Consider the following 25,902-nt stretch of genomic DNA (forward strand, 5'->3'; position numbering starts at 1 on the left):
GAGCCGAGCGTGGCGGTGAGGCGTGAGCAGTCACCCCGCGCCCGTGTCTTCGCCTCCGCTCCCGTCCCCGTCCCCGAGGGACATCGCCGCCGCCAGGGCCGTGGCCGGGTCCCGGGCCGCGTCCCCCGCCGGGGACCAGCGCCCCCGCTCCTTGCGGTACGGCCACCAGCGCCCGTCGCGGTCCAGCCGGAGTTGGCAGGACGTGCCCGCCACCGTCCACCGGTTGCCCCGGGCGCGCAGCACCGGCCGCTCGCCGTCCTCCCAGGCCGACTCGAGCGCCCTACGCGCGCGTGCCCACGCCTCGCCCTCGACCGCCCACTCCTCCTCGAGGACGGACAGCGCCGCCGCACCGCCGTACCGCCAGGCCAGTACGGCCGACGTCAGGCCCTCCCGGCTGCGCCCGGATCCCGTGGCGAGGCGCCGACCGACGGCCGTGCGGAAGGCGCGGGGGGTGTCGGCGAGCCCGGCGGCCAGCCGCACCGCGTCCAGGTCGGCCGTCAGCTCCCCGCACGCGTGCGGGCCCCCGCCCAGCGCCTCGGCCAGCATCCGGTGCGCCTCCTCCGCCGTGCGCGCCGCCAGGAACTCCACGGCGGTCGGATCCACGCCCGCCGCGGGGGGCGTCTCGGCGTCCAGGGAGGGCGGCAGCCCGGGCTGCCCGGGGAGCTCGGGCGGGGCGGGCAGGGGCGGTCGCGCCGCCGCGTACGCCTGCGCCGCGTCGACACCGTCCCGCCGGGGCCGTGCCGCGGCCGGCTCCGGCGGGGCAGCGGCCGTACCGCGGGCCTGGAGGTCGCCCAGGACCGCCCGCGGCGACCGGCCGCGCAGCAACAGCAGGACGAACGGGTCCTCGTCCAGCAACCGCGCCACCTGGTAGCACAGCGCCGCCGTGTGTCCGCAGTGGTCCCACGCACCGCAGCCGCACGAGGCCTCCAACTCGCCCAGTCCCGGCAGCAGGTCGATCCCGGCCGTCGCCGCGTCCTCGACGAGCCGCGGCGGCATCTCACCGTCCAGCAGGGCGGCCACGTCGCCCGACCGCTCGACGGCCAGGTCCAGCAGCCGGTCCCACTGCCCCTCCGACAGCTCCGTCAGCAGCACGTCCGCGCGCTGTCCCGTCCCGTCCCGGTCCCGTACGACGGCCGTGACCCGCCCCGGGCGCACCGACACGGCACCCACGGCACCCGCGCGTGCGAGCCGACGGCCGACGCGGACCTGGGCGTTGTCCAGCGCGCCCTCCTCCAGCGCCGCGAGCCACGCCCGGCCCCACCAGGTCCGCGCGAAACTCCCTCCCCGCGCGGGGGATTGCGCGGCGAAAGTGCGCTCGGTGGCCGCGTCGTAGCGGCTGGTCGTCCCCTCGTGGCAGCCCGTTGCCGTGTCGGGGAGGTCGTCCTCGCGGTTCATCGCTCGTCCCCTCGCAGTGCGACCAGGTCGGCCAGTTCCGTGTCCGTCAGCTCCGTGAAGGCCGACTCGCCGGATCCCAGCACCGCGTCGGCGAGCCGGCGTTTGCGCGCGAGCAGATCGGCGATGCGGTCCTCGACGGTGCCCTCGGCGATGAGCCGGTGCACCTGCACCGGGCGCGTCTGGCCGATGCGGTACGCGCGGTCCGTGGCCTGCGCCTCCACGGCCGGGTTCCACCAGCGGTCGTAGTGCACGACGTGCTCGGCCCGCGTCAGGTTGAGCCCGGTGCCCGCCGCCTTCAACGACAGCAGGAACACCGGCACCTCACCGTCCTGGAAGCGCCGCACCATCGCCTCCCGCTCCGCGACCGGTGTACCGCCGTGCAGGAACTGCGTGGCCACCCCGCGCGCCGCGAGGTGCCGCTCCACGAGCCGTCCCATGCGCACGTACTGCGTGAACACCAGGGCGCTCGACCCCTCGGCGAGGAGGGTGTCCAGCAGCTCGTCCAGCAGCTCCAGCTTGCCGGAGCGCCCCGCGATCGTCGGGCGTTCCTCGCCCAGGTACTGCGCGGGGTGGTTGCAGATCTGCTTGAGCGCGGTGAGCAGCTTGACGATCAGTCCGCGCCGCGCCATGTCGTCGGCCGCGGCGATCGCGGCCAGCGTCTCGCGCACCACGGCCTCGTACAGGCCGGCCTGTTCCGCGGTAAGCGCCACCGGGTGGTCCGTCTCGGTCTTGGGCGGCAGTTCGGGCGCGATGCCCGGGTCCGACTTGCGGCGGCGCAGCAGGAACGGCCCCACCAGCCGCGCGAGCCGTTCGGCTGCGGCCGGGTCCGCACCACCCTCGACGGCACGCGCGTGGCGACGGCGGAAGGTGCCGAGCCGGCCCAGCAGGCCGGGCGTCGTCCAGTCCAGGATCGCCCACAGGTCCGAGAGGTTGTTCTCCACGGGCGTGCCGGTGAGCGCCACCCGCGCGCGTGCGGGGAGGGTGCGCAGGGCACGGGCGGTCGCCGAGTACGGGTTCTTCACGTGCTGCGCCTCGTCGGCCACGACCAGCCCCCACCGCACCTCGGCGAGCCGCGCCGCGTCCAGACGCAGCGTGCCGTACGTCGTGAGGACGAACTCGCCGTCGGCGGGGGCGTCGCCCGTGGCGGGGGCCGGGGTGTCGGTCGGTGTGTCGGTCGACGTGCCCGCCGAGGTGTCCGCTCGGGTGTCCGCCGGGGCGCCCAGGGCGCGGCGCGGGCCGTGGAAGCGCCGTACGCGCGTGCCGGGGGCGAAGCGCTCGATCTCGCGCTGCCAGTTGCCCATCAGGGACGTGGGGCAGACCACCAGCGTGGGACCCGCGGACTCCGGGGCCGCCTGGCGGTGCAGGTGCAGGGCGATCAGGGTGACGGTCTTGCCGAGGCCCATGTCGTCGGCCAGACAGCAGCCGAGCCCCCACTCCGTGGTGCGGGCCAGCCAGTCGAGGCCGCGGCGCTGGTAGTCGCGCAGCACGGCGGCCAGCCCCGCGGGCTGCGGCACCGGCTCCGTCCCCTCCCGGGCGAGCAGCCGCTCCCGTACGGCCGCGGGCCACCCGGCGGCCTCTACGTCCACCTGGCGGCCGTCGACCTCGACGGTGCCGGTCAGGGCGGCGCCCAGGGCGTCGATGGGCGTGACCTCGCGGTCCTGGCGGGCCCGGGCGCGCCGCACCTCCTGCGGATCCACCAGGACCCACTGGTCGCGCAGCCGCACGATCGGCCGGTTCGCCTCGGCCAGGCGGTCCAATTCCTCGCGCGCGAGGGGCCGGCCGCCGAGCGTGAAGCGCCAGGTGAAGGTCAACAGGGCGTCGGCGGAGAGCGCGTTGCCGCGGTGGCCGGTGCCGGTGCCAACGTCTGCGCTGCGGGTGTCGGCGAACGTTCCTGCGCCGGAGGCCGTGGGTGGGGTGTCCCCCGGGGTGCCCACCGTGGCGCCCGTGGTGAGGGTGCGGACCAGGTCCCGCGGCCAGTGCACCTCGACACCGGCGGCCGCCAACGCGCGCGTGCCGTCGTCCAGCAGGTCGGCCACCTCGTCGTCCAGGAGGTCCACGGCGTCCGGTACGGCGGCCGAGAGCAGCGGCAGGAGCGCGGGCCAGGCCCTCGCCGCGCGGCGCAGGGCGAGCAGCACGTCCATGCGCACGCGCGGGCCGAACTTCCCGCTCGCCGCGCCGCCCGTGGGAGCCCAGACGTCGGCGGCGTCCGCGACCAGCGCGGGGTCGCTCACGCTGTGCACCTGGAGGACGGCCCGCAGCGTCGGAGGCGTCCCGGCATCCGCGCCCGCATCGGTTTCGTCCGCCGGAGCCTGCGCCGTGGATGTGCCGAGGCCCCGGACTTCGACGCGCAGCGAGAGCCGTACGCCCGCGTCGTGGCCGGCCGCGACATCGGCCGCCCAGGCGCGCAGCTCGGGCAGGTGCTGGGGTGCGGGCGCCGCGTAGGCCGGGCCGTCGGTCACGAGGTGGGCGGCGGGGGAGCGGGGCAGGGCGTCGGCGACCGCGTCGAGGTAGGCCCGCAGGAGGGTCTCGGGGGCGGGGAGGCGCAGGGCGGTCGGCCCGTGGGCCACCTGTCCGTGGTCGGTCGGCTCGTCGACGGCCTCTCCGTCGCCGGTCCGTCCGTCACCAGTGCGTCCGTCACCGGTCCGTCCGTGGCCGGTCCGGTCTTCGTCCACCGGCACTGCGTGGGCCTCGGGTGGCATCGCCGCGGCCAGGTGGCGGATCCGCTCGGTGTCGTCCGGTCCCAACGGGCCGATCCGCCAGGCGTCGTGGTCGCCCTCCGACACCCCGGGCAGCAGCAGCCCGCGCGCCACGAAGTGCAGTGCGAGGAGCGTGGCCGCGCCCCAGAAGGCCGTGGCCGGATGAGCGTCAGCCGCTCCCCGCGCGCGTGCGAGGAGGGGCAGGGCGGAGCGCACCGGGAGCAGCACCGCCGGAACGGTCATCGTGTCCACGCCGTTCGCCGTGGGCCGGACCACCGTCAGATCGGCGAGCGCCGCGTCGGCGAGTGTCCTGTGGCCGCCGACCGTCCCGTCCGGGGTCCAGAAGGCGACGGTGCCGGTGCGGGCCGGGTCGCCCGGCAGGAAGACGGCGCACGCGCGGGCGAGTTGGGCTGCGTCGTGCGGCGGGTCCGCGACGGGCGGGGGTGTCGTGGGGTCGTGGGGCGTGGGTTCCGTGGGTTTCGTGGGAGGCCTCAGCACGAAGACGAACCTACTCCTCAAATTTGACTACCTGGGTGGAGTGGTCGAGGGTACAACACCTCCGGACGGTGCGCCTCAGGGATGCGTAGGGGACGCGGTTCAGGGTCGACTCAGGGTCGGGACTCGGAACTGCGCGCCGCGTGGGGCCGTTCTCTGGACAGAGAGCGGCAGGGGCCGCGAAGGAGGCGACACACATGTCGAAGAACGCCAAGATCGCCGCAGGAGGTGTGGCGGCCGGGTTGCTCCTGCTGATCTGGCTGCCCTGGTGGGCGGCGCTGCTGATCGTGCTGGGGGTCCCGGCGGCCGCGTACCTCGCGCTCGACCCTTCGCAGCGCCGCCGTCTGCGCCGCATACGTCGCAGGGAGCTCGGCCGCTGACCGCCGGGACCCGTCGTCAGGCGGGTCAGGAGCCGGACCGGAGCTCGTCGTCCAGCGTGCAGGAGCCGGCCACGTCGCCGTCCGCGGGCCTGCCCAGGGTGCGGTCCGCCGGCGGCGGGGTGCCGTGCTCCACCCACGCCACCAGCGCGTCGAACGCGGAGCGGTAGCAGGGCAGGATCGGCCGCAGCCGGTCGGGATAGGTGTCGTACAGCCCGTCCACGTGCGTGCCGCCGGCCACCGTGTAGTACCGGTGCAGCGTGCCGCGTCCGCGCGCGTCGACCATCCGCGCCCAGACGTCGGAGTCGGCGCTCTGCGGCAGCAGCGTGTCGAGGTCACCGTGCAGGGTGATGAGCGGTCGGCCGATCCGGCCCGTCAGTGCCACCCGGGCCACCGCGCGGTGCACGGCCGCCGGACGGGAGGCGTAGTCGTAGTGGGCGTCGGAAGGACAGGGGGCCAGGATCTGCTCCGCCGTGGTGCCGGCGGAGGGACCGGGGCACGCGGGGTCGTAGCCGGGGTCGAACTCGGCCCGGTAGATCTTCTGCGTGACGCCCCAGTACGCCTTCTCGTGGTACGGCCACAGGAACTCCGAGCCCCGCGCGAAGCCCACGGCGTACAGGTCCTCGTCGCGCGCGGTGCCGTAGGTGCGGGCCACCGCCGTCGGCAGGGAGGTGAGCAGGCTCGGCCCGTCGGCCGTCCACAGGGCGCCCTCCCAGTCCACTCCGCCGTCGTACAGCTCGGGGTGGTTCTCCAGCTGCCAGCGGGTGAGGTAGCCGCCGTTGGAGATGCCGGTGACGTACGTCCGGCGCGGGGCGTGCCCGTAGCGCTGCGCCACGACCCGGCGGGCGGCCCGTGTGAGCTGGGTGGTGCGGGTGTTCCACTCGGCGACGGCGTCGCCGGGCCGCACGCCGTCGCGGTAGAAGTCGACCCCGTTGTTGCCCTTGTCGGTCGCGGCGTAGGCGTAGCCCTGGGCGAGCACCCGGTCCGAGATCGCCTTGTCCGTCGCGTACTGCTTGCGGGTCCCGGGTGCGCCGGTGACCACGAGCCCGCCGTTCCACCGGTCGGGCAGCCGGATCACGAACTGGGCGTCGTGCGCCCACCCGTGCGTGGTGTTGAAGTGCGAGGAGTCCGGGAAGTAGCCGTCCACCTGCACCCCGGGCACCCCGGACGGCACCGGCGTGTCCCGCGCGGTCAGCCCCGCCTGGTCGGCCGCGTCGGTGTACGGCGTGCCGGCCAGCCCGGTGGTCGTCAGGTCGGCCAGGCAGGCGCTCTGTTGCAGCGCCGCGCCCGGCACGCGCACGTGCCCCTGCCGGGCACAGTGGCCGTCGGCGCCCGCACCGGCTGCGGCGGGCGTGGGTCCGCCGACGACCGCCGCCGACAGCAGTGCGGCGACGAGCGGGACACCTCGGATGGGACGCATGCACGGCCTCCATGAGCAGGACGGCGCGGGCGCACCGGGTGCCCGGGGTGGCACCGGCGATCCGCGCGGGCTGCCCATGCTGTGCGGGAACCAGCCGACGGGCCATGGAGCCGGACCACACCCCGCCCCGGCCTCAAGTGGGCCGGAGCCCCACACGGTGTCGGCAGAGCGATACCCCGACACGGCGATACCCCGACACGGCGACGGCCCGGCACGATGACGGCCCGACACGGCGACGCCCTGACTCAGGCGACGCCCCGACACATGGGTGCTGCCCGGCGACCGAGGAGTTCGGGAGCCGCGCGGTCGCGAGCCGCGCTCAGCGGTGCCGTTCCGGACCGTTGACGTCACGCCCCCACAGGCGCCCGCACGGCCCCCGCCGCCTCACAGCGGCCGCACGGCCATCTTGTCGAGCGCCTCCAGCAGCCCGGGCAGTTCCGGGCCGCGGCCGACCGGCAGCACCTCGCCGGGCTCCTCGTCGAGCAGGACGAACGCGATGTCGTCCGTGCGGGCCACCAGCGACCAGCCCGGGCCGTCGGCGCGGAGGGTCCGCGCGTCACCGGACGCGAAGGACGACCGTACCCGGCCCAGCGGCGGCGGCGAGTCGACGTACGCCCGCGCCTCGGCGAGCACCCGCCGTACGCCGTGGTGGCCTTTGGCGCCGTCCGCCGCGTCCGGGGCGGCGGTCCCGCTGCCCTGCCCGGCCGACGTGTCGCCCGGCTCGGCGCCCTCGGCCCCTCCGGGCCGCTGCTCGGGCACGGCGAACTCGGTGTCGTCGATCTGCTCACGCCACAGCGCCCACTGGAGCGCGATCTCGTCCGCGCCGAGCCGTCGCTGGGCCGGTCCCCACCGCGTCGTGTCCGGAGGGCACAGCGGGGGCCCCTCCGCGATCTCCGGGCCGGGGTCGTGCGGCGCCGGCACGCCGGGCGCGGCCACGGCGACCGCGAGCGGCCAGCCGGGCAGGGCGGCGACCACCGTGCGGTCGTCCGGCGACAGGTCGTACTCCATGCCGCAGTCCCAGGACGCGATGGCGACGGCCACCAGCGACACGTCGTCGATGACGACCGTCCAGCGCGCGCCGTCGCCGTCCTGGCCCAGCACCAGGCCGTAGCCGTCGGCCAGCGGCGGCAGGCCGAGCGCGGCGCAGGCCTCCGGGTAGTCGTCGCCCAGCACGCTCGGGAACTTCGCCGGTGTCAGCAACACCGCCGTGAGCACGTAGAGCGCGTCGTCCGCGGCGGCGACGGCCTCCTCGTCCGTCCCTGCCATCCCAGCCTCCCCATCGGTTCGTCCATCGGCGCGCACCCTAATGCGCCGGGAAGGAGCTTGTCACGACTCCCAGGACCACCCGGACCTGCAGTTTTCCGGCCCGTACGGGGCGAATCGGCCACCTTTCCCCCGGCCGTCTCAGCCGTTGGGCAGTCCGAGGAGCGCACGGGCGACGGTCCGCGGCGATTCGTCCCGCTCCCGCGCGAGGGCGACGACCGCGCGGCAGGCCAGCTCGCTGGTCCCGAACGACAGCGCCTCCGGCGTCACCCAGCCCGCCGCCTCGTCGATCCCTTCCTGGTCGTCCTCGACGCGGGCCGAGACGTAGGCGGCGGCCGCCTGGAAGAGGTTGGGCGCGCGCCGGCCGGCGGTCCCCGGACGCCCCGCCCCGGCGCCCTCGCCGTCCCCGGCCCGTCCTCCGGCGGCGGACCGCACCTGCCCGCGCGGGGAGTGCAACAGCCGCGCCCAGCCCTCCCGGACCCGGTCGAACATGGTGACCACCTTCCCCAGTGCGGTGTGCGTCGACTGACCGTCCGTCCCCCGTCACTCACCGTAGAGTGGGAACTCCGGCGGCAGAAGGGGGAGGGCCCGATGGAGCGTTTCGCACGGCTGGCACAGATCCGGCGGATGGACCCGTACGAGCAGGCGTCGGAGATCTACCTCCTCACCACCGCCTACGAGTTCCCCTGGGACATCACCCGAGCCCTGGAACTGGCGCTGTACCGCACCTACGCGGTGCCGGACATCGGCCGTCTGCTCGCCGCGACCGCCGAGCTCACGGACCGCACGCAGAAGCGCTACGACGACACGTCACTGCTCCTCGACGCCATCATCGAGCACGGGTTCGACAGCCGCGAGGCCCGCACCGCGATCCGGCGCATCAACCAGATGCACCGCAGCTACGACATCTCCGACGACGACATGCGCTACGTGCTGTGCACGTTCGTCGTCGTGCCCAAGCGGTGGATCGACGCCTACGGGTGGCGCAGGCTCTCCCGGCACGAGACGGTCGCCTCCGCCGTCCACTACCGCATGCTGGGCCGGCACATGGGCATCAAGGACGTCCCGCAGACCTACGAGGAGTTCGAGGACTGCCTCGACTCCTACGAGGCGGCCCACTTCGGCTGGGACGCGGACGCGCGCCGCGTCGCGGACGCCACGCTGGACCTCATGGCCTCCTGGTACCCGCGCCCCCTCGCCCCCCTCCTGCGCGCCTCGACGCTCGCCCTGCTCGACGACCCGCTCCTGGAGGCGTTCCGCTACACGCCACCCGGCCCCGTCACGCGCGCCCTGGTGCGACGGGCCGTCCGCGCGCGTGGACGCGTGGTGCGCCTGCTGCCGCCGCGTCGCGCGCCGCACCACGGACGGCAGAACTGGGAGATCAAGAGCTACCCGGACGGCTACCGCCTGGACGAACTGGGCACCCGCCCCGTCCCCGGCCTGCGCGGCTGTCCGGTGCGGCACGGGGGCGGGTCGGACGTGCGGTGAGGCGAGCGTGCTGCGCGGGCCGGGGGAGTGGCCGTGACGCGGCGGGCATCGATACGGCCATGCCGCTGCGCAGGCTGCCGGTCAGTTCCGGCAGGTGGTGTCGTGGGAGGGCAGGACACCGGTGGCGAGGTAGTGGTCGACCGCCTCGTCGACGCACGCGTTCCGCGGCGCGAAGAGACCTGCGTAGACGGTGTGGCGGTAGGCACCGAGCAGCGTGACCAGGCGGGAGTTCCTCAGGTCCCGGTGCGCGGCGAGCTGACCCCGGTACACGGTCGCCGGATCGCCCGTGGCGCCCACCATCAGCAGCGGCACGCCGTTGTGCACGTCGGTGGGGGGCTCGGCGGGGGTCGTCGGCCAGAAGGTGCACGGCGTCACGGTCCGCGTGAGGGGCCCGAAGACGGGGTCGTCCGCGCGGTGTTCGACGATGTCGCGGTAGTAGGTCTCCGGGTCACGGGAGGCCGCTGCCCGGTCGGCGCACTGGACGGCGGTCTGGACGGCGAACGTTCCGTCCGCGTCCGGGCCGGCCAGGTCGGTCAGGACCTGGTCGAGGGTGGGGGTGGGCCGGACGGTGTCGCCGTGGGCCGCGCGGACCAGCACCGCCACGTCGGCGGAGTAGCTCGCGTACGCCTCGTCGCTGTCACCGGCGGTGACGTTCCACAGCAGTTGGGGCAAATTGCTGCTGTCGACGGTGTGCGTGCCGAGTGCGACGGGCGACCTGCCGACGTCCCTGTTGAGCCGGCCGATGGTCCGCATGACCCGGTCGGTGGTGGGGCCGAGGTGGTACGTGCCGTCGCGGCGGGCCGCCCAGGCGGCCCAGTGCCGCAGCGCCCGGGTGACGGACGGGCCGAGGGTGCGGGTCAGGTCCGGCCCGTACGTGTCGGCGTCCAGGGTGCTGTCGAGCACCACGCGGTCGGTGCGCTCCGGGAAGAGCTGCGTGTACACCTGTCCCAGGTACGTGCCATAGGAGGAACCGAGGTAGCTGATCTTCCGCTCGCCGAGGGCGGCACGGACGACGTCCATGTCGCGGGCCGTGTTCCGCGTCGAGGCGTGGGGCAGGACGGACCGCTGTCCGGCGCAGCGGGACGCGAGGTCCTCGGCCAGCCGCACGGTCCTGTCGAAGGTGCCCCGGTCCGTCCCGGCGGAGCCGATGCCGACGGCCGGCCAGTGGCAGTCGAGGGGGGTGCTGCGTCCGACGAACCGTGGGTCCATGCCGACCACGTCGTAGCGGGCGGCCAGCGTGGGTACGGCCCGCCTGAGGTACAGGGCCAGGTACCGGACGGGCAGGCCTGGCCCACCGGGGTTGTAGAGGAGCGTGCCGTGCCGGTGGGCGGGGTCCGTGGCGGGCAGCCTGGACACGGCGACCTCGATGGTCCGGCCGTCGGGACGGCGGTAGTCCAGCGGCACGGTCAGCTCGGCACAGCGGGCTCCGGCCTCGTCCAGTTCCGCGCCCTCGGTGTCCTGCGGACCGCCCTTGCAGCCGTGCCAGTCGATCTCCTGGTGCTCGAACCGGGTCGGCCCGGCGTTCCCGGCCGGGACGGTGCCCCGGGGCGTGCACGCGGTGACCACCGACGCGCTCACCAGCACCGCCACCGCGGCCCTCACCGCCGTTCCGCGGACTCTCGACATGACCTCTCCTCAGCCTCGTTCCGTGCCGACCAGCGTGCTGGGCAGGGGGGATGACAGCTGCTCCGCACGTCGGCCACCGACGCTAGGCCGCGACACCTGGCCGGCACATCAGCTCTCGGTCGGTGCTTCGCACTCGGCGTCCACGGCGGTGTCCTCCTCGCGGAGGATGCGGAGGATGCGGCGGCTTGCGGTGCAGGACCCCAGGTCAGGGGGCGACGTTGCCACCGGGGTAGGAACGTCTCTCCTCCTGAGGAAGCACTCCGCGACGGGCGCGTTCCGACGACGGGCCCATGCCGCCGCCGCACCGGCGTCCTAGCGTTGTCCACGTGATCACGACGGCAGCACGCAACTGGCCCACCTACGGCCGCCGATGAGACCGATGACACCGCTCGGCGTCCCCGCACTCGCGTCCGCCCGGTCGGCGACGACCCTGCTGCGAGCCGGCGCCCGGGTGGTCCCGCCGGAGGCGCGGGACGCCCTGCTGGTGACCGCGCTCGGCGTGGCCACGCTGCCCACGGTCGCCGCCGACCCCGCGGCGGTCGCGGTCAGTTCGGGCCTGCTGCTGCCCCTGACCTGGCGCCGCCGGGCCCCCTGGACGGTGTTCTGCGCCGTGGCCGCCGCGGCGTTCGTCCAATGGCTGATGGGCTGTCAACTACCGGCAGAGATCGCCCTGCTCGTCGCCCTGTACTCGGTCGCCGCGTACACCACGCGGGTGCGGCTGCTGTTCGCCTGCCTCGTCATGGAGGGCGGCATCCTGCTGGCCTGCCAGCGCTGGGCGACCGAGGGCCGGTTCCTGTCCACCGCCGTCGCGCTCAGCGCGTTCGCCGCCGCTGCCGCCTCCCTCGGCGTGAACACCCGCACTCTGAGGGAGCGCGCGGCCCGACTGCAACGCGACCGCGACCAGCAGGCACGCCTCGCGGTGGCCGAGGAGCGGAGCCGGATCACCCGCGAGATGCACGACATCGTCACCCACAACCTGTCCGTCATGGTCGCCCTCGCCGACTCCGCACCCTACGCCCGGTCGGCCGAGGCGTCGTCGGCCGCACTCCGCCAGATCTCCGGGACCGGCCGGCAGGCGCTGACGGACATGCGGCGCGCCCTCCACCTCCTGAGGACCGAGGAGCCGGACACGCTGCTGCGCCAACCGCTGCCCGGGGTGGCCCAGTTGGAGACCCTCGCGGAACAGATGCGCCGTGCCGGCCTGCCGACCCGCCTGGAGGTCGAGGGCGACCCGGCCCCCGTCCCCGTCACCGCACAACTGACCGTCTACCGCTTGGTGCAGGAAGCCTTGACGAACACGCTCAAACACACCCCGCGCGGCACCAGCGCGCGCATCGCCGTCCAGTGCCGGACCGACACCGTCACGGTCGTCGTGACGGACGACGGACCGCTCTCGGGCAAGGCCGACACCGTCGCGGGACTCGGGCTGCGCAGCATGCGCGAACGAGCGGCCGCCCATGGCGGAACGCTGCGGGCCGGACCGCTGCCCGGCGGCGGCTGGCAGGTCGCCGCCCGCCTCGACCTCGGCCATGAAGCGGACCCCTGCCATAGAGAGAGCGTCGGCCACGAAGCGGACCTCGGCCTCGGCCACGGAGCGGATGTGACGCCATGACCATCCGCGTTCTCCTCGCCGACGACGAAGCACTGCTGCGCATGGCCTTCACCACCGTGCTCGACGCCCAGCCGGACATGGAGACGGTGGGGAGCGCGGCGGACGGCGACGAGGCGGTCCGGCTCGCCCGCCGACTGCGCCCGGACGTCGTGCTCATGGACGTCCGCATGCCCGGTACGGACGGCATCGAGGCGACCCGCCGCGTCAGCCGCGTCTCCCCGGAGAGCAGGGTGCTCATCCTGACCACCTTCGACCTCGACGAGTACGCCTTCGCCGGGCTGAGGGCCGGTGCGGCGGGCTTCCTGCTGAAGAACGTCCGGCCCGAGGTGCTGCTCAGCGCGATCCGCGACGTCGCCGCCGGAGACGCGGTGGTCTCGCCCCGGATCACCCGCCGGCTGCTGGAGACGTTCTCCCCGCACATCCCCAGCGGCTGCAGCGACCGGCAGCAGCAGCGGCTGCGCCTGCTGAGCACCCGCGAACGCCAGGTCCTCGTCCAGGTGGCCCGCGGTCTGTCCAACGCGGAGGTGGCCGCCACCCTGTGCCTCGCGGAGGCGACCGTGAAGTCCCACCTGGGCCGCATCCTCCACAAGCTGGACCTGCGCGACCGGGTCCAGGCGGTCGTCTTCGCCTACGACACCCGCATCGTCCACCCGGATTGACGGGTCCCGCTCCGAGGGTGCTCGGGAGGGCCGGCGCCCGTGCGTCCGGGGCCGCTCAACGGCCCTGCAGCGCCTTCACGTTGTCGCCGAAGGTCCAGTTCTTCGAGCCGTCCCAGTTCAGGGACCAGGTCATCAGGCCCTTGAGGGCGCCGCCGTAGTGCTTCCACGCCTGGGAGACGAGGGACGGGGTCATGTACCCGCCGCCCGCGCCGGGTTGCGCGGGCAGGCCCGGGACCTGCTTGTCGTACGGCACCCGGATCGTCGTGCCCTGGACCACCAGGCCCTTGGCGAGGCAGTCGGTCTGGGCGGTGAAGCCCTGCACGGTGCCCGCCTGGTAGGAGTCGCCCGCGCAGCCGTACATGCTGCCGTTGTAGTACTGCATGTTCAGCCACCACAGCCGGCCGTTGTCGGCGTACTTCTTGATGATCGGCAGGTAGGCGCCCCAGATCGAGCCGTAGGTGATGCTGCCGCCCGTCACGTACGCGGTCTCCGGGGCCATCGTCAGGCCGAAGCCGGCCGGCATCCGTGCCAGCACGCCGTCGATGATGCGGATCAGGTTGGCCTGGGACGTGGACAGTTGATTGATGTTCCCGCTGTTCGTCAGGCCGGTCTCGATGTCGATGTCGATGCCGTCGAAGTGGTACTGCTGAAGGATCGGCACGATCGTCGCGACGAAACGGTCCGCCACCGCGGTCGAGTTGAGGTCGATGCCGGCCGCCGCGCCGCCGATGGACAGCAGGAGCGTCTGCCCCGACGCCTTGGCCGCGCACATCTCCTGCGGGGTCGCCACCTTCACGCCCGCGTCCATGCCGTCCTCCCACAGCGCGGTGCCGTCGGAACGGATCACCGGGAAGGCCGCGTTGATCACGTTGTAGCCGTGCGCGGCGATGCGGGAGTCGGTGATCGGAGTCCATCCGAAGGGCGGGTGCACGCCGTTGGCCGCGCCGTCCCAGTTCTCCCAGTAGCCCTGGAGGACCTTGCCGGCCGGCTTCGGCTGCTGCCCGCAGGTGTCGGCGGCCGAGGCGGCGGGGGCTTGCGCGAACTGCGTGAGAGCCGCGGTCGCCGCCGCAGCGGCGAGCAGGGACAGGGCACGGCGGAGCATACGGGCCTCCCGGTGGGGGGTGCGGTGAGGTGTCGTAGGCATGACAGTGCTCTTGGTCCAGACCTTTCGTCAAGAGGTCTGGACCAGATGAGAATGAGGCCTGGGTGTCACTTCGGGTCGCTACGATGCGCGCCGGGGTCGCGCCCAGGGGGGCGCGGGAACGTTTCCTGAGGGGGATCACCTGTGTTCGTGCTGTCCATCGTGCTGCTCATAGCGGCCGTCGTCCTGTTCCTCGTCGGCCGGCACCAGGAGGTGACGGGCTGGAAGGTCGGGGCGGCGCTCAGCGGCGTCGCGGGGCTGCTGGCGGCGACGTTCGCCTGTGTGCACGTCGTGAGCGCCTACGAGGTCGGCGTCCCGGTGACCTTCGGCAAGACCGGTACGCCGCTGACGTCCGGCGTGCACTTCAAGTCGCCGTTCACCGACGTCACGTCCTTCTCGACCCGCCCGGTCGATCTCGACCTCAACGGCAAGGACGTCGTCGAGGTCCGCTCCTCGCAGGGCGGGGTGCTGTACGCCGACGTCACCATCAAGTGGGCCGTGGTGCCGGCGAAGGCGGTCGAGCTGTACCGGCTGGCGGGCAGCGAGGAGGCCGTCGAGCAGCGGCTGGTGCTGCCCGACGCCCGCGAGATCATCCGCAACGTCTTCGCCAAGCACACCAGCGAGGAGGGGTACGCCTCCGCGCGCGAGCAGATCGGCTCCCAGATCGCCGACCTCGTCAAGGAGCGCCTGGCGCCGCGCGGGATCGACGTCACCACCGTCAACCTGCGCAACGTGCGGCCGTCGGACAAGCTGCAGGACCAGATCGACAAGAAGATCCAGCAGGAGCAGGCCACCGAACGGGCCACGGAGGCGGCCCGTACGGCGAAGGCGGAGGCGGAACGCAAGCGGATCGAGGCCGAGGGCATCGCCGCCGCCAACAAGATCATCGAACGCTCGCTCAGCGACAAGGTGCTCTACAACCAGTGCCTGGAGGCCTACAAGGAGGCCGCGAAGGCCAACCCGGTCTACGCGGTCCCCTGCGGCACGGACGCCAACGGCACACCGGTGATCGTGGACAGCGGCAAGAGGTGACACGGCCGCGCACGGCCGGCGGCGCGACGGTGCGGCACGGTCCGGTGCGCGCCCCCACTGGGCAGCGGGGAGCGGCGGGTGCAAGGATCGGTCCCCAGTGGCTCGCCCGTGCACTGCCGCGGCAGCAGGACGGGCGGGCGGGCAGACGTTCGCGCCGGGGGGACGGACCAGGACATGCCGACGATTCACCGTGAACCGCGCTTCACCTACGACGACTTGGTCGACCTGGTCGAGGGTCAGCTCCGGGTGGTGGAGCTGACCGCCATCAACGCGGAGATCGGCGGCCCCGGCGAGCGGCTGTGGCTGTCCGAACCAGGGACCGGTGCGGACGTCTACCGGCTGTGGCGCAAGGGCAAGGGCGCCCGCACGTACTGGGCCGTGGACCAGGACCGCCCCTGGGACGCGCTGGTCTGGCTGCGCGAGGCACTGGCCGAGGTGCTGGAGCGCCTCACCAGGCCCGGGTCGGCGACCCGGTACGCCCTGGAGGAGGGCCGCGAGGAGCGGGACCTGGCCGTGCTGACCGAGCTGGAGACCGTGTGGCTGTCCGGTCTGTCGCCCCTGAGCGAGGTGTTCGGCCCGAGGGGCGCGGACCTGGAACTGACCCGCTTCCTGCTCATTCCGGCCCAGGCCGAACTCGCCCGGGCCACCGCGGTGCGCTCCCGCATGTTGCGGGAACACTTCGGCACCGGCCCGCAGGCCGCACAGCGGGTCGCCACCACGATGGGCTGGGAGCCGGCCAAGGCGCAAAAGACACTGTCCGCGTGGGACGAGTACCGGGGCTGGGTGCGCGAAGGAGCCGCCCACGCGCGTGCGACCGTCCCCGTGCACCGGCCGGCGGGCGACACCGGCCTGCCCGACGTGCTGGCGGCCACGCTGATGACGGCGGCCTGCGGCAGCGAGCCCGTCGTTCCCGACCGGCCCAGCCCCGTGGCCCTGCCGGACGAATTGGCGCCCTGGTACGTCTTCAGCCAGTACCTGGGCGCCTCCATCGCCGTGGCGGACGAGGCCACTTACGCACCCGACGCCGATCCGCGGGACTACATGCACCTCGTCCCGGTCGCCATGGTCCTGGACCTCGGCTGGACCGTACGGGACGGCCTGATCGTGTCGCTCCTGCCTCACAACGGCTTCGGCGTCGCGTACGACGAGGAGGCCGTCCGCGCCGGCGGGGGCACGCCGCTGGGGAGCGCGGACGTTCCGCTGCCGCCGGGTCAAGGCACCGACCGTGCGATTCCCCCGCCGGAGTGAGCCTCCGGCTGGCGTCCGCCGGGCCGCGCTCGGGCACGTACGGATGAACGTCGCGAGGACGCGACGGTGCCGGCGGTGCTGGGCACCGGCGTGCAGGCACGGTCCCACGCCCGCGCGATCTGCCGGGTCCGCCCCATCCGGGAGATCCGCGTCGCCGGCCGGGACGCGGTGAAGGCCACTGCCCTGGCCGAAGAACTCTCGGCCCGGTTCGAGGGTGAGGTCAGGGCCGTGTCCGGCTACGCCGAGGCGCTCGACGGCGCGGACATCGCCGCGGCGACGACGCACGCCGTCGAACCCGTGGTCCGCCGTTCCTGGCTGACACCCGGGGTGCACATCACGTCCGTGGGGTACAACCCGGCGGGCCGCGAGGTCGACGACGCCACGATCGCCGAGGCACTGGTGTGCGTCGAATCCCGCCGGGCCGCGCTGGCCCCGTTCCCCGCGGGGAGCAACGACCTGCTCGTCCCGATCCGCGACGGACTCATCACCGCCGATCACGTGCACGCCGAGCTGGGCGAACTCCTCGCGGGCAGCAGGCCGGGGCGCACCGCACCGGACCAGATCACCCTCTACACGTCGGTCGGCGTGGCAGCGCAGGACGCCGCGGCCACCCTGGTCGTCGCCGCCGCACGCGAGCGGTCCGTCGGCGAGGAGATCACGCTGGGGTGATGCCCCGGCCGGCGGAGGGGGGTGCGCGGGTCCGGGGAACCGGGCGGGCCCGGCTCCCCGGAGGGCGGCGTCAGCGGTTGAAGGTCAGGCGCGGTACCGCGTTACGGGCCAGGCCGTGCACCTGGTCGGGCCACCAGGCGCCGGCGGGCGGGTCCACGATCCCGTACTCGGGGTCGACGGTGCCGCCGGTGCCGCGGGTGCAGCTGCCGTCGGACTCGCCGGGCACCTTGATCCACAGGTAGGCGTCGGCGAGCGGCACCCCGGTGTCGGCGGTGGGCCGCGGGCCGAGACCGCGGCCGGGCGCGTTGCACCAGGGCTCCGGGTCGCCGCTGTACTTGCCGGGCTCGGGTGTCCAGGCGCCCCGGCCGTTGCGGCTGGTGTCGATGACGAAGTGGCTCAGCGCGGTGGCCGGCGGCGTGCCCGCGTTCTGGTCGAACCAGGCGTCCGTCCACCGCCAAGTGGCGGGGTCGGCGGAGTCGACGCTGTTGCCGGGCGTGCCGTCGTTGGGGGCGGCCGCCGAGTAGTACTGGCTGGCGCACCAGTCGGTGTGGCCGCGGGCTGGCGCGGGTCCCACGGTGGCGTACCACATGCACTCGGCGATCCAGGTGCCGTACCGGGCGTTGTGGTCGGTGGGGTGGGTGTTGGACACGTTGAGCGAGAAGCCGTCGGCCTGCTGGACCCCGGCGTCCAGCAGTCGCTGGGCGATGTCCCCGACCGCCCGCCACTGCACGTTCCCCGCGTCCAGGTAGACGGCCGTGTGCGGCCGCGCCTTCAGGGTCTTCACGGCGTACGCGAGGTCGGCGACGCGGGTGGCGGTGAGTTCGCCGGTCGGGTCGGTGGCGGGTCCGCAGTCCTTGGGCAGCAGCGCCAGCCCGTCGGGTTCCACGACGACGACCGCGCTGCGGTCGCCGATCCCGGCGGCGAAGGCGTCGATCCACTGCCGGTAGGCCGCCGAGGACGCGGCCCCGCCGCTGGAGTACTGGGAGCAGTCCCGCCCCGGGACGTCGTACGCGACCAGCACCGGGGTCCGGTGCACGGCCCCGGCCCGCCGGACCAGCGTGTTCACCCCGGCCCGCACCTCCTGGGGCGTGCCCTCGGTGAACCACGTGGCCTGGGGCCAGCTCGCCAGCTTCGCCATGTTCGCGGCGTCCTCGAAGTCCCCGCTGCGGAAGTCGGCGACCGCCTGCTTCGCCGCCTTGCTGTGCGGATCCACGTAGAACCGGGTGGCGGGGGTGACCTCGCCCCGGCCCGGGGCGCCACCGCCCGCCCCCGGGGTGGCCGCCGCCTGCGTGGCGGTGACCGCGAGGCAGGCGGCGAGGGCGGCGACGGCGGCGGCCGTGCGGCGCCCCGGGCTGCGTGCTGTCATGACTGCTCCTGATCGACGAGAGGGGTGGGCGGGGTGGGTGATGTGGGTGGGGTGTGGCGGTCGCGGGGGCGCGCGTCAGTAGCCGTAGATCATCTTGTAGGCCACCTCGGGGAGGAACTGTCCGGCCGTGGACCCGGCGCCCACGCCGCAGTTGCCGTCGGACTCGCCGGGCGTCTTGATCCACAGCAGCATCTCCGCGCCGCCGCCGAGCTGCGTGGGCGTGCCGATGCGGCGGCCCGACGGATTGCACCACTGTCCGTTGGAGCCGTTGCCGTTGCGGCTGGTGTCCACGACGAACGGCTTGGTGTAGCCGTAGCGGGAGCTCAGCGCGCTGTTCACGGCGTTGCCGTAGGCGGTGTTCTCCGCCGTGGTGAAGTAGTTGGAGATGTTGAGGGAGAAGCCGTGGGCCTGGCGCAGGCCGGCGTCGTTGAGGCGCTGGGCCATCGTCGCGGCGCTCGCCCAGCCCGGGTTGCCGGCGTCCAGGTAGACCCAGGTGTTGGGCGCCTGGCGGGCGAACTGGCCGAGCGCGCCGCTCAACATGCCCTGCCGCTCGTTGATCTGGGCCTGTGTCATGCAGCCGTAGTCGCCGAGGGAGTCGGGTTCGAGGAGCACCACGGCCGGGCGGTTCGCGATGCCGCCCGCGAACTGCGCTATCCAGGTCGCGTACGCGGACGCCGAGGAGGCCCCGCCTGCCGAGTGCCCGCCGCAGTAGTCGCGGTTGTAGATGTTGTAGGCGACGAGCAGGGGCAGCTTGTCCCGCGCGTCCGCGGCCCCCGCGTACGCGCCCGTGGCGGTGCCGATGCTGCCGCTCCAGGAGCCGAACCAGCGGGCCATCGGGGTGTTCGCGATCGCGGAGTTGATCGCGGGCGCCCGGCCGTCGCCGGGATTGGCGGCGGCCCACCGCTTGGCGCTGGAGTCGGGGTCCACGTAGAACCCGCTGGTCATGCCGGTCGGGTCCGCGGCGTGGGCGGACGGTGCGACGGCGAGCGCCAGCGGCAGGGCGATCAAGCCTGCCACCAGGGCGCGGAGTCTGCGGCGCATGACGTACCTCGATTTCCTGGCAGGGACGCGCGCACGCCTCGTCCGGGGCGTACGACGCGTTGGTCAGGTGCGGTGGAACGGCGCCCCCGGGACGGCGGCTCTCCGGCGGGGGCGCCCCACCCACGGGCCTGGCACCGATCTCTGGGAGCGCTCCCATTGGAAGCGGTTCCAGTAGCGTCGAGGGAGCTCCGGGGTGTGGTACGTATCGTGTGGCGAGCCACCGGAGCTGTCAAGAGCCGTCACACGTACCGCTGTTCGCGCCCGTTCGCGTGTGCTCGCGGCCCTTCCCGGCGGGCGTTCCACACCCTAGAGTCGTCGGAACTGGAAGCGTTTCCAGCCATGTCCAGCGCCGCGGGTCCCGTACCGGCGGCGACGACCGAAGGGGCAGCGGCCGATGCCAGCAGGTCCGTCACGACGGCAGCCCACACTCGACGAGGTGGCCGAACACGCCGGCGTCTCCCGCTCCGTGGCCTCCCGCGCCCTCAACAACGCGCCCCACGTCAGCCGCGCCAAGCGCGAGGCGGTCCAGCGGGCGGTACGCGTGCTCGGCTACGTCCCCCACCCCACCGCCCGCGCCCTGGCCACCCGGCAGACGGGAGCCGCCGCCCTGGTCGTCGCCGGGGAGGACCCCTCGATCTTCGCGGACCCCTTCTTCGCCGAGGTGATCGTGGGCGCGTCGGCCGCCCTCGAGGAGGCCGACCTGCACCTGATGCTGTGCCTGGCCGCCTCCGACCGGGGCCGCAAGCGGGTGGAGGAACTCCTGCGGTGCCGGGGCGCCGACGGCGTCATGCTGATGGCGCTGCGCGAGGACGACCCGCTGGCCCGGCTCGCCGAGGAGGCCGACCTGCCCGTCGTGTTCGGCGGCCGGCCGGTCGGCCCGGCCCCCCGCCACTACGTGGACGTCGACAACACCGGCGGGGCGCGCGAGGCGACCGAGTACCTCCTCGCCCAGGGCCGCAGGCGGGTCGCCACCCTCTGCGGACGGCTGGACACCGAGGCCGGCCGCGCCCGGTACCGCGGCTACCGGGACGCCATGCTGGGGGCCGGACTCGAGCCGCTGCCGCCGCAGGAGGGCGACTTCACCGAGCCCAGTGGGGCCGCCGGGATGGCCGCGCTGCTGTCGCGGCACGCCGACGTCGACGGGGTGTTCGCCGCCAACGACAACATGGCGGCCGGGGCCCTGCGCACCCTGCGGGCGGCCGGCCGGTCCGTGCCGGACGACATCGCGGTGGCCGGGTTCGACGACCTCACGGTCGCCCGCATCGCCGACCCGCCCCTGACCACCGTCCACCAGCCCGTCCGGGCGCTCGGCCGGGAGATGGCGCGCATGCTCGTCGCGCTGGTCAACGGGCAGGACCCCACCCCGCTGATCCTGCCGACCCGCTTCGTCGTCCGGGCGAGCGCCTGACGGCCGCGCCGGCCGCCGGCGGCGACGGAGCACCGGCCCGGACGGAGCACCGGCCCGGACGGAGCACCGGCCCGGACGGAGCGCCGGCCCGGACGGAGCGCCGGCCCGAGGACGAACCGCTCAGTCCTGACGCACCGCCAGCGCCAGGAAGCGGTCGTCCTCGTCGGCGTACGACGTCAGGCGCCAGCCCGACCCGGCGAGCAGCGGCCGCAGGCGCGGCTCGGCGCGCAGGTCGTCGTCGGTGATCTGCCGCCCCTGGCGGGCGGCGAGGGCCGCCCGGCCGATCGGGTGGAACAGGGCCAGCGTGCCGCCGGGGCGCACCACGCGCGCGAGTTCGCGCAGGTTCTCGGCCGGGTGCGGCAGGTGGGCGACGAGCCCCGCGGCGAAGACCGCGTCGAGGCAGGAGGAGCGCAGCGGGAGCGCCGCCACGTCGGCCAGCAGCAACCGCCCGTCGCGGTCCCGTCCGGCCCGCACGGCGGCCGCCAGCATCGCCGCCGTCAGGTCCGCCCCCACGACCACCCCGGCAGGCCCCACGGCCGCCCGCAGCGGCGGCAGGGCCCGGCCCGTGCCGCACCCCGCGTCCAGCACGCGGGCGCCCTCCGGCAGGCCCAGCTCGGCGACCGCCGCCGCGTAGGCGGGGCCGTCGTCGGGGAAGCGGCTGTCCCAGTCCGCGGCGCGCGCGGTGAAGAACTCCCGCACGCGCGTGTGGTCGTCCGTCCGCTCGTCCACGCGCGGGTGGTCGTTCGTGTGGTCGTCGCTCATGCGACGCATGATCCCTCAGCCGGCCGTCACCGGCACGGATGACGGCTCTGCGCACACGTTCGAGCGCGAGTCGGCGCGCGGCGGTCGTTCCGGCGTATTTCCGTGTCATGTTCCGCCGGGTTTCGAAACGCGCCCCCTCCGTGCGCCGGTGCCCCCCTAACGTCCTCTGGCCATGGGACACCTGGACCACGCCACCTTCGGCTGGCTGACCCCCGTGCTGTCGTACGCCATGGCGTGCATCGGCGCCGCCCTCGGGCTGCGCTGCACCGTCCGGGCGCTCGGTGCCACCGGGCGCGCACGCCGCAACTGGCTCCTCACCGCCGCCTCGGCGATCGGCACCGGCATCTGGACGATGCACTTCGTCGCCATGCTCGGCTTCGGCGTCAGCGGCACCGACATCCGCTACGACGTGCCGCTGACCGTGCTCAGCCTCCTCGTCGCCATGGTCGTCGTCTGCGCCGGCGTGTTCGCCGTCGGCTGCGGCCGCGACCGCACGCGCGCGTTGCTGCTCGGCGGCCTGACCACCGGCCTCGGCGTGGCGAGCATGCACTACCTCGGCATGGCCGCCGTCCGGCTGCACGGCGACATCACCTACGACCCGGTGCGCGTCGGGCTGTCCGTCCTCATCGCGGTCGTCGCCGCCACCGCGGCCCTCTGGGCGGCCCTCCACACCACGTCACCCGTCGCCGTCACCGTCGCCTCCCTCGTCATGGGCGCGGCGGTCAGCAGCATGCACTACACCGGGATGTTCGCGGTGAGCGTGCAGGTGACGCCGTCGGGGACCGCGCTGCCCGGGGCCACGGCGATGCAGTTCATCTTCCCCCTCGCCGTCGGCCTCGGGTCCTACCTCTTCCTGACCTCGGCCTTCGTCGCCCTGTCGCCCACCACGGGGGAGCGTGAGGCGTCCGCGTCGGCCCAGCGCCACGACGAGCGGGACGCACAGCCGGGCGAGCGGAGCGGCACCGGCACCCGTCCGGCCCGGACCGCGTGACGCGCTCCGACGAGCCTGCCGGCCCCGACCGCGTGACGCGCTCCGGCAAGCCGGCCGGCCCGGACCGTGCGGACCGCCCCGACGGGCCGAACGACCCGCACCCGACCGGCAGCGGGCCGGTGACTCGACGACTCGCCCCACCCAGCCCCGACGAGGAGGCCATGCGTACACCCCGCAGGACCCCGACAGCCGGCGCGCAGCCGCCGCGCCCGGTACGCGGCCGCCGCGCCCACGCCGGACCCCCGGCCGACGAGACCCCGGACGCGTTCCTGGCCGACGGCGGGCCCGACGCCGGTGCCGACGCCGGTGCCGGTGCTTCCGGCAGCGCGGCCCCCCGCCCGCGACGCCGGAGCATCCGCCCCCGCACCGTCCGCGCCAGGATCGTCTGCCTCCTGATGGTGCCCGTCGTCTCCCTGCTGGCCCTGTGGGGGTACGCCACCGTCACCACCGCCCAGGACGTCTCCCGGCTGCGGCAGTTGCAGAGGGTCGACGCCGAGGTGCGCGCCCCCCTCGCCGACGCCGTGGCCGCGCTCCAGGCCGAGCGGGAGGCCGCCGTCCGCCGGGCCACCGCCCCGCGCGCGGGGCAGGACGCCGACCTCGCGGGACTCGCCCGGGACACCGACCGGGCCGTGGCCGCGCTCCGGCTCGGCGACGACGGCACCGTCGCCGACGCCCAGGAACTGCCCTCCGGAGTCGCCCAGCGCCTCGAGGCGTTCGTCTCCGGCACCGAGCACCTGCGCCCCCTGCGCACGGCGGTCCTGGACGGCCGCACCGACTGGCGGACCGTGTACGACCGTTACTCCGCCGCCATCGCGCGGGCCTTCGCGGTGGGCGGCGCGCTGAGCGGCATCCAGGACGCCGAGCTGGGCTCCGACGCACGCGTGCTGCTCGAGTTCTCCCGCGCGGGCGAGGCGCTCGCCCAGGAGGACGCGGTCCTGGCGAGCGCCCGTCCCGTCGGCCGCCTCGACGGCGAACGCCTGCGCCTGTTCACCGGTGCCGTCGACACCCGGCGCGCGCTCACCGCGTCAGCCGTCACCGACCTGCGCGGCCCCGAACGCACCGCGTGGCGCACCCTGTCCGGCAGCGCCCCCTACGCCACCGTGGCCGCCGCCGAGGACGACGTCCTCGCCCAACGGCCCGGGACGCGCGCCCTCGCCGCCGTCCCCGCCGACCCGTGGGGCACGGCGCACGCACGCGTGCAGGACGGCATGCGCTCCATCGAGGCCGACGCCGGGCGCGAGGTCGCCCGTCGCGCCGACCCCTTCACCCGCGGCCTCCTCACCCCGGCCGGCGCCGCCGTGCTGCTCGGCCTGCTCGCCGTCGCCGCCTCGCTCGTCATCTCCGTGCGCATCGGCCGCGGCCTCGTCGTCGAACTCGTCGGCCTGCGCAACGGCGCCCTGGAGATCGCCCGCCGCAAGCTCCCCGAGGCGATGCGCAGGCTGCGCGCGGGCGAGGAGATCGACATCCGCGCCGAAGCGCCGCCGGGACCGCCCGCCGAGGACGAGACGGGACAGGTCGCCGAGGCCCTGGGCACCGTGCACCGCGCCGCCCTGCGGGCCGCCGTGGAACGCGCCGAACTCGCCAGCGGCATCTCCGGCGTGTTCGTCAACCTCGCGCGTCGCAGCCAGGTCCTGGTCCACCGCCAGCTCAGCCTCCTGGACAGCATGGAACGCCGCTCCGACGACCCCAACGAGCTCAGCGACCTCTTCCGCCTCGACCACCTCACCACCCGCATGCGCCGCCACGCCGAGAGCCTGATCATCCTGTCCGGAGCGGCACCCGGCCGGGCCTGGCGCATGCCGGTCTCGCTGACCGACGTCGTCCGCGCGGCCGTGTCCGAGGTCGAGGACTACGCACGCGTAGAGGTGCGCCGGCTCCCCGAGACCGCCGTGGCCGGCGCCGCCGTCGCCGACGTCACCCACCTGCTGGCCGAACTCGTCGAGAACGCGGCGCAGTTCTCACCGCCGCACACGCGTGTGCGCGTCACCGGGGAACCCGTCGGCAACGGTTACGCCGTCGAGGTCGAGGACCGCGGGCTGGGCATGGGCAGGGAGACCCTCGCGGAGGCCAACCGGCGCATCGCGCAGTCCGAGGCGCTCGACCTGTTCGACAGCGACCGGCTCGGCCTGTTCGTGGTCAGCCGGCTCGCCTCCCGGCACCGCATCAAGGTCCACCTGCGCACCTCGCCCTACGGCGGCACCACCGCCGTCGTCCTGCTGCCCACCGCGCTGCTGCACACCGGCGGGCCCGAACGGTCCCGCCCGGAGCGGGCGCTCGCGGATCAGGGCACGGAGGACGCCTACACGCGCGTACCCGCCGACGGCCGCCATGAAGAAGCCCCACCGCACGAGGAGTTCGCCCAGCGGCGGGAAGCCGCCCGCCGAGGAGCCGTCCCCGCGCCCGCCGACCGGCCGGCCCTGGTCGCCCCCGCACGCGTGGACGCCCGGGGCCCCGGCGACGGCGACCCGCCGCCCCCCGGGGTCACCGCCCTGCACCCGCACCGCCCTCCGGAGGGCGCCGACGGCGCGGACGGCCTCCCGCGCCGGGTCCGCCAGGCGAGCCTCGCCCCCCAACTGCGCCGCGCGCAGGCCGAGGACCCCGCCGCGCCGGAGCACGCGCGCGAGGACGGGTCCCGTACGCCCGAAGTCGTACGGGACCGGATGGCCGCCTACCGGGACGGCTGGGCACGCGGCGGCGGCAGACGACCCGGCCGCGGTGCCGGCCCCGAGCCCGCACCGGGCAGCGACAGTGAAGGAGACCCCGCATGATCCAGGACCCGAGCTCGAGGATGTCCCAGCGGTCCGGTGAACTCGACTGGCTGCTGGACGACCTGGTGCTGCGCGTGCGCGAGGTGCGGCACGCGGTGGTGCTGTCCAACGACGGCCTCGCCGTGGGTGCCTCCGACGACCTGACCCGTGAGGACGCCGAGCACCTGGCCGCGGTGGCGTCCGGCTTCCACAGCCTCGCCAAGGGGGCCGGCCGGCACTTCGGCGCCGGGGGCGTCCGGCAGACCATGGTCGAGATGGACGACGCGTTCCTGTTCGTGGCGGCCGCGGGCGACGGCTCCTGCCTGGCCCTCCTCACCGCCGTCACGGCCGACATCGGCCTGGTGGCGTACGAGATGGCACGGCTCGTCAAGCGCGTGGGGGAGCACCTCTACACGCCCCCACGCGTCGGCTCGCGCCCGCCCGCCGCCGGATGAGAGCGGAAGGC

At 74.6% G+C, this 25,902-nt stretch carries 21 protein-coding genes; 11 read left to right on the top strand and 10 right to left on the bottom strand.

Going from position 1 to position 25,902, the window contains the following annotated elements; translation table 11 throughout:
- Positions 1-30 precede the first annotated feature (30 nt).
- Both AQJ30_RS00765 and AQJ30_RS00770 read right to left on the bottom strand, forming a co-directional pair.
- Positions 31-1,395: an SWIM zinc finger family protein gene (locus tag AQJ30_RS00765; protein WP_067227618.1), complete on the bottom strand. Its 1,365-nt coding sequence runs from the start codon at positions 1,393-1,395 to the stop codon at positions 31-33.
- On the bottom strand, positions 1,392-4,334 hold the full coding sequence (locus AQJ30_RS00770) for a DEAD/DEAH box helicase (RefSeq protein ID WP_067228830.1): 2,943 nt from the start codon (positions 4,332-4,334) through the stop codon (positions 1,392-1,394). Before AQJ30_RS00770 ends, AQJ30_RS00765 begins: the two co-directional genes overlap by 4 nt.
- Positions 4,335-4,783: 449 nt before the next feature.
- On the opposite strand from AQJ30_RS00770, the gene AQJ30_RS00775 reads away from it, so the two are divergent.
- Complete coding sequence (locus AQJ30_RS00775; RefSeq protein ID WP_067227620.1) at positions 4,784-4,966, top strand: hypothetical protein; 183 nt, start codon at positions 4,784-4,786, stop codon at positions 4,964-4,966.
- Between the two features lie 25 nt (positions 4,967-4,991).
- On the opposite strand, the gene AQJ30_RS00780 is transcribed toward AQJ30_RS00775, so the two are convergent.
- The 3 genes from AQJ30_RS00780 to AQJ30_RS00790 form a co-directional block, all read right to left on the bottom strand.
- The gene (locus tag AQJ30_RS00780) at positions 4,992-6,383 is read right to left on the bottom strand and encodes a tannase/feruloyl esterase family alpha/beta hydrolase (protein WP_067227621.1); all 1,392 of its coding nucleotides are present in this window, start codon (positions 6,381-6,383) and stop codon (positions 4,992-4,994) included.
- 384 nt (positions 6,384-6,767) lie between these two features.
- On the bottom strand, positions 6,768-7,649 hold the full coding sequence (locus AQJ30_RS00785; protein WP_067227623.1) for a hypothetical protein: 882 nt from the start codon (positions 7,647-7,649) through the stop codon (positions 6,768-6,770).
- A gap of 138 nt (positions 7,650-7,787) precedes the next feature.
- On the bottom strand, positions 7,788-8,138 hold the full coding sequence (locus tag AQJ30_RS00790) for a hypothetical protein (RefSeq protein WP_067227624.1): 351 nt from the start codon (positions 8,136-8,138) through the stop codon (positions 7,788-7,790).
- Between the two features lie 99 nt (positions 8,139-8,237).
- On the opposite strand from AQJ30_RS00790, the gene AQJ30_RS00795 reads away from it, so the two are divergent.
- On the top strand, positions 8,238-9,134 hold the full coding sequence (locus AQJ30_RS00795) for an oxygenase MpaB family protein (protein ID WP_067227626.1): 897 nt from the start codon (positions 8,238-8,240) through the stop codon (positions 9,132-9,134).
- Between the two features lie 81 nt (positions 9,135-9,215).
- On the opposite strand, the gene AQJ30_RS00800 is transcribed toward AQJ30_RS00795, so the two are convergent.
- Positions 9,216-10,760: an alpha/beta hydrolase gene (locus AQJ30_RS00800; RefSeq protein ID WP_067227627.1), complete on the bottom strand. Its 1,545-nt coding sequence runs from the start codon at positions 10,758-10,760 to the stop codon at positions 9,216-9,218.
- Between the two features lie 379 nt (positions 10,761-11,139).
- Here AQJ30_RS00800 and AQJ30_RS00805 point away from each other — a divergent pair, with 379 nt between their 5' ends.
- Both AQJ30_RS00805 and AQJ30_RS00810 read left to right on the top strand, forming a co-directional pair.
- Positions 11,140-12,372 (top strand): sensor histidine kinase, encoded by a 1,233-nt coding sequence (locus tag AQJ30_RS00805; protein WP_067227629.1) that lies wholly within the window; start codon positions 11,140-11,142, stop codon positions 12,370-12,372.
- Entirely contained in the window at positions 12,369-13,031 is a 663-nt protein-coding gene (locus AQJ30_RS00810; protein ID WP_067227631.1) for a response regulator, read from the top strand. The genes AQJ30_RS00805 and AQJ30_RS00810 overlap by 4 nt, the downstream gene beginning before the upstream one ends.
- A 55-nt stretch (positions 13,032-13,086) precedes the next feature.
- Here AQJ30_RS00810 and AQJ30_RS00815 read toward each other — a convergent pair whose 3' ends face one another.
- On the bottom strand, positions 13,087-14,133 hold the full coding sequence (locus AQJ30_RS00815) for a chitinase (RefSeq protein WP_067227632.1): 1,047 nt from the start codon (positions 14,131-14,133) through the stop codon (positions 13,087-13,089).
- A gap of 183 nt (positions 14,134-14,316) precedes the next feature.
- On the opposite strand from AQJ30_RS00815, the gene AQJ30_RS00820 reads away from it, so the two are divergent.
- The 3 genes from AQJ30_RS00820 (at position 14,317) to AQJ30_RS00830 (ending at position 17,121) form a co-directional block, all read left to right on the top strand.
- Entirely contained in the window at positions 14,317-15,204 is an 888-nt protein-coding gene (locus AQJ30_RS00820; protein ID WP_067227634.1) for a prohibitin family protein, read from the top strand.
- A 174-nt stretch (positions 15,205-15,378) separates the two neighbouring features.
- Entirely contained in the window at positions 15,379-16,452 is a 1,074-nt protein-coding gene (locus AQJ30_RS00825; protein ID WP_067227636.1) for a hypothetical protein, read from the top strand.
- A gap of 66 nt (positions 16,453-16,518) precedes the next feature.
- The gene (locus AQJ30_RS00830) at positions 16,519-17,121 is read left to right on the top strand and encodes an ornithine cyclodeaminase family protein (protein WP_245726760.1); all 603 of its coding nucleotides are present in this window, start codon (positions 16,519-16,521) and stop codon (positions 17,119-17,121) included.
- Positions 17,122-17,191: 70 nt separating this feature from the next.
- Here the strand turns inward: AQJ30_RS00830 and AQJ30_RS00835 are convergent, their stop codons facing one another.
- Both AQJ30_RS00835 and AQJ30_RS00840 read right to left on the bottom strand, forming a co-directional pair.
- Positions 17,192-18,487, bottom strand: coding sequence for a glycoside hydrolase family 6 protein (locus AQJ30_RS00835; RefSeq protein WP_067227638.1), 1,296 nt, complete (start codon positions 18,485-18,487; stop codon positions 17,192-17,194).
- A gap of 75 nt (positions 18,488-18,562) precedes the next feature.
- Positions 18,563-19,528 (bottom strand): glycoside hydrolase family 6 protein, encoded by a 966-nt coding sequence (locus AQJ30_RS00840; RefSeq protein WP_067227640.1) that lies wholly within the window; start codon positions 19,526-19,528, stop codon positions 18,563-18,565.
- A gap of 394 nt (positions 19,529-19,922) precedes the next feature.
- Between AQJ30_RS00840 and AQJ30_RS00845 the strand changes: the two genes are divergently transcribed.
- Positions 19,923-20,936, top strand: coding sequence for a LacI family DNA-binding transcriptional regulator (locus AQJ30_RS00845; RefSeq protein WP_067227641.1), 1,014 nt, complete (start codon positions 19,923-19,925; stop codon positions 20,934-20,936).
- Positions 20,937-21,056: 120 nt separating this feature from the next.
- On the opposite strand, the gene AQJ30_RS00850 is transcribed toward AQJ30_RS00845, so the two are convergent.
- On the bottom strand, positions 21,057-21,698 hold the full coding sequence (locus AQJ30_RS00850) for a class I SAM-dependent methyltransferase (protein WP_067227643.1): 642 nt from the start codon (positions 21,696-21,698) through the stop codon (positions 21,057-21,059).
- A gap of 172 nt (positions 21,699-21,870) precedes the next feature.
- Here AQJ30_RS00850 and AQJ30_RS00855 point away from each other — a divergent pair, with 172 nt between their 5' ends.
- From AQJ30_RS00855 to AQJ30_RS00865, 3 genes are all read left to right on the top strand, one after another.
- Entirely contained in the window at positions 21,871-22,689 is an 819-nt protein-coding gene (locus AQJ30_RS00855) for an MHYT domain-containing protein (RefSeq protein WP_067227645.1), read from the top strand.
- Positions 22,690-22,850: 161 nt separating this feature from the next.
- A complete protein-coding gene (locus AQJ30_RS00860) occupies positions 22,851-25,457 on the top strand; it encodes a nitrate- and nitrite sensing domain-containing protein (RefSeq protein ID WP_067228831.1) in 2,607 nt (868 codons plus the stop codon).
- Positions 25,454-25,891 carry a roadblock/LC7 domain-containing protein gene (locus tag AQJ30_RS00865; RefSeq protein ID WP_067227646.1) on the top strand — a complete coding sequence of 146 codons (438 nt, stop codon included), beginning with the start codon at positions 25,454-25,456 and terminating at the stop codon, positions 25,889-25,891. Before AQJ30_RS00860 ends, AQJ30_RS00865 begins: the two co-directional genes overlap by 4 nt.
- The last annotated feature ends 11 nt before the right edge of the window (positions 25,892-25,902 follow it).

The organism is Streptomyces longwoodensis, from assembly GCF_001514125.1.
In the GTDB taxonomy this organism is placed as follows: Bacteria; Actinomycetota; Actinomycetes; order Streptomycetales; family Streptomycetaceae; genus Streptomyces; species Streptomyces longwoodensis.

Coding starts and splice junctions, on each gene's coding strand:
- AQJ30_RS00765 (WP_067227618.1), bottom strand. CDS start 1,395: ATGAACCGCGAGGACGACCTCCCCGACACGGCAACGGGCTGCCACGAG.
- AQJ30_RS00770 (WP_067228830.1), bottom strand. CDS start 4,334: ATGACCGTTCCGGCGGTGCTGCTCCCGGTGCGCTCCGCCCTGCCCCTC.
- AQJ30_RS00775 (WP_067227620.1), top strand. CDS start 4,784: ATGTCGAAGAACGCCAAGATCGCCGCAGGAGGTGTGGCGGCCGGGTTG.
- AQJ30_RS00780 (WP_067227621.1), bottom strand. CDS start 6,383: ATGCGTCCCATCCGAGGTGTCCCGCTCGTCGCCGCACTGCTGTCGGCG.
- AQJ30_RS00785 (WP_067227623.1), bottom strand. CDS start 7,649: ATGGCAGGGACGGACGAGGAGGCCGTCGCCGCCGCGGACGACGCGCTC.
- AQJ30_RS00790 (WP_067227624.1), bottom strand. CDS start 8,138: ATGTTCGACCGGGTCCGGGAGGGCTGGGCGCGGCTGTTGCACTCCCCG.
- AQJ30_RS00795 (WP_067227626.1), top strand. CDS start 8,238: ATGGAGCGTTTCGCACGGCTGGCACAGATCCGGCGGATGGACCCGTAC.
- AQJ30_RS00800 (WP_067227627.1), bottom strand. CDS start 10,760: ATGTCGAGAGTCCGCGGAACGGCGGTGAGGGCCGCGGTGGCGGTGCTG.
- AQJ30_RS00805 (WP_067227629.1), top strand. CDS start 11,140: ATGACACCGCTCGGCGTCCCCGCACTCGCGTCCGCCCGGTCGGCGACG.
- AQJ30_RS00810 (WP_067227631.1), top strand. CDS start 12,369: ATGACCATCCGCGTTCTCCTCGCCGACGACGAAGCACTGCTGCGCATG.
- AQJ30_RS00815 (WP_067227632.1), bottom strand. CDS start 14,133: ATGCTCCGCCGTGCCCTGTCCCTGCTCGCCGCTGCGGCGGCGACCGCG.
- AQJ30_RS00825 (WP_067227636.1), top strand. CDS start 15,379: ATGCCGACGATTCACCGTGAACCGCGCTTCACCTACGACGACTTGGTC.
- AQJ30_RS00835 (WP_067227638.1), bottom strand. CDS start 18,487: ATGACAGCACGCAGCCCGGGGCGCCGCACGGCCGCCGCCGTCGCCGCC.
- AQJ30_RS00840 (WP_067227640.1), bottom strand. CDS start 19,528: ATGCGCCGCAGACTCCGCGCCCTGGTGGCAGGCTTGATCGCCCTGCCG.
- AQJ30_RS00845 (WP_067227641.1), top strand. CDS start 19,923: ATGCCAGCAGGTCCGTCACGACGGCAGCCCACACTCGACGAGGTGGCC.
- AQJ30_RS00850 (WP_067227643.1), bottom strand. CDS start 21,698: ATGAGCGACGACCACACGAACGACCACCCGCGCGTGGACGAGCGGACG.
- AQJ30_RS00855 (WP_067227645.1), top strand. CDS start 21,871: ATGGGACACCTGGACCACGCCACCTTCGGCTGGCTGACCCCCGTGCTG.
- AQJ30_RS00860 (WP_067228831.1), top strand. CDS start 22,851: ATGCGTACACCCCGCAGGACCCCGACAGCCGGCGCGCAGCCGCCGCGC.
- AQJ30_RS00865 (WP_067227646.1), top strand. CDS start 25,454: ATGATCCAGGACCCGAGCTCGAGGATGTCCCAGCGGTCCGGTGAACTC.